The sequence below is a fragment of the Microbacterium sp. HMWF026 genome (genome assembly GCF_003061325.1).
Taxonomy (GTDB): domain Bacteria; phylum Actinomycetota; class Actinomycetes; order Actinomycetales; family Microbacteriaceae; genus Microbacterium; species Microbacterium testaceum_E.
In genome coordinates this window covers 2,345-3,506 of sequence record NZ_QAJB01000323.1, presented here as the reverse complement: position 1 = coordinate 3,506, position 1,162 = coordinate 2,345, and the positions used below count along the sequence as shown (strand labels likewise).

Here is a 1,162-nt window from a genome sequence, read left to right as displayed (position 1 = left end):
GCACAGCCAGCCCCTCACCATCACCGGCATCCCCGCCGCCGACGCCTCCGGAACAGTCACCTTCCGCGTGAACGTGCCCGGCGACTTCGCCACCGGCGCACACACCCTGCAGATCACCCGCGCCGACGGCACCGCCCTGACACCCCTCGCCATCGAGGTCGTCACCGCCGGCAGCCTCGCCACCACCGGCGCCAGCCTCCCGACGGCCGCGATGCTCCTCGGCCTGGGTGCGCTCGTCACCGGCGGCGCTCTGCTCCTCGCTCGCCGACGTCGCGTCGGCGCCTGACCCCCTCCCGACACAGGAAGAATCCGATGAAACGCACCCGCACCCTCGTCGCGCTCGGCGTCGTCGGGGTTCTGGCCGCCACGGCGACAGGAACCCCGGCGGTAGCCGCCCCCGACCGCGTCGCCGCCGTCACCCCCGACGCGCCGCAGCCCGTCGCCTCGTTCGATTTCGACGCTCCCCCGACGAACGGCGCCTTCGTCTCGGGCGACGCGCGCGCCGCCGTCCGCGGCACGGCCGACCTCGTCGCCGGCCGAGACGGGCACGGCACCGCCGCCCGCCTGTCCTCTGCGTTCTGGCTCGACGTGCGCGGCGCGGGCGATGCCGCGCTGCTGGCGGGCGACAAAGAGGTCACGATCTCGTACGACAGCCGGCCCAACGCGGACGGCAACGTCGGATGGACCGTCTTCGCCGCCGCGGACGCCGCGAACCAGGCCTACGGCAACGAGCGCTACGTCGGCATCCTGGATCGGACGACCGGTCTCGACGTCGAGCGGTACCGCAACACGGGTGTCCGCGACACGTCGGGCAACCTGAACGCCGCGGGTTCGGCGGCGTGGAAGCACGTCGACCTCGTGCTGTCGGGCGAGACGGCGCGGCTCTACGTGGACCAGAAGCTCGTGAGCGCCGCGCTCTCGGGACCGTCCATCGACCAGATCCTCGGCGCCGGCGGCGGCGTGCTGCAGGTGGGGCGCGCGAACTGGGGCGGTGGCGAGTACTTCTCCGGACTCATCGACGACCTGCGCATCTACGACCGTGCGCTGACGCCCGCACAGCTCGGCGTCACCGGGGCGCAGATCGACGATCGTGCGGCTCTCGGCATCCCCTCCGTGGTGCTCGCGGACCTCCCGCGCGAGGTTCGCGGTCAGACCGTCACCT

Annotated in this window: 2 protein-coding genes; both read left to right on the top strand. The window is 73.1% G+C overall.

Features of this window, described 5'->3' with window-relative positions; genetic code table 11:
- On the top strand, positions 1-286 hold a 286-nt coding region (locus DBR36_RS12315; protein ID WP_146185343.1), incomplete at its 5' end, for an LPXTG cell wall anchor domain-containing protein.
- A gap of 26 nt (positions 287-312) precedes the next feature.
- Positions 313-1,162 (top strand): LamG domain-containing protein (locus tag DBR36_RS12310; protein ID WP_146185345.1); only part of this gene is annotated, 850 nt, incomplete at its 3' end.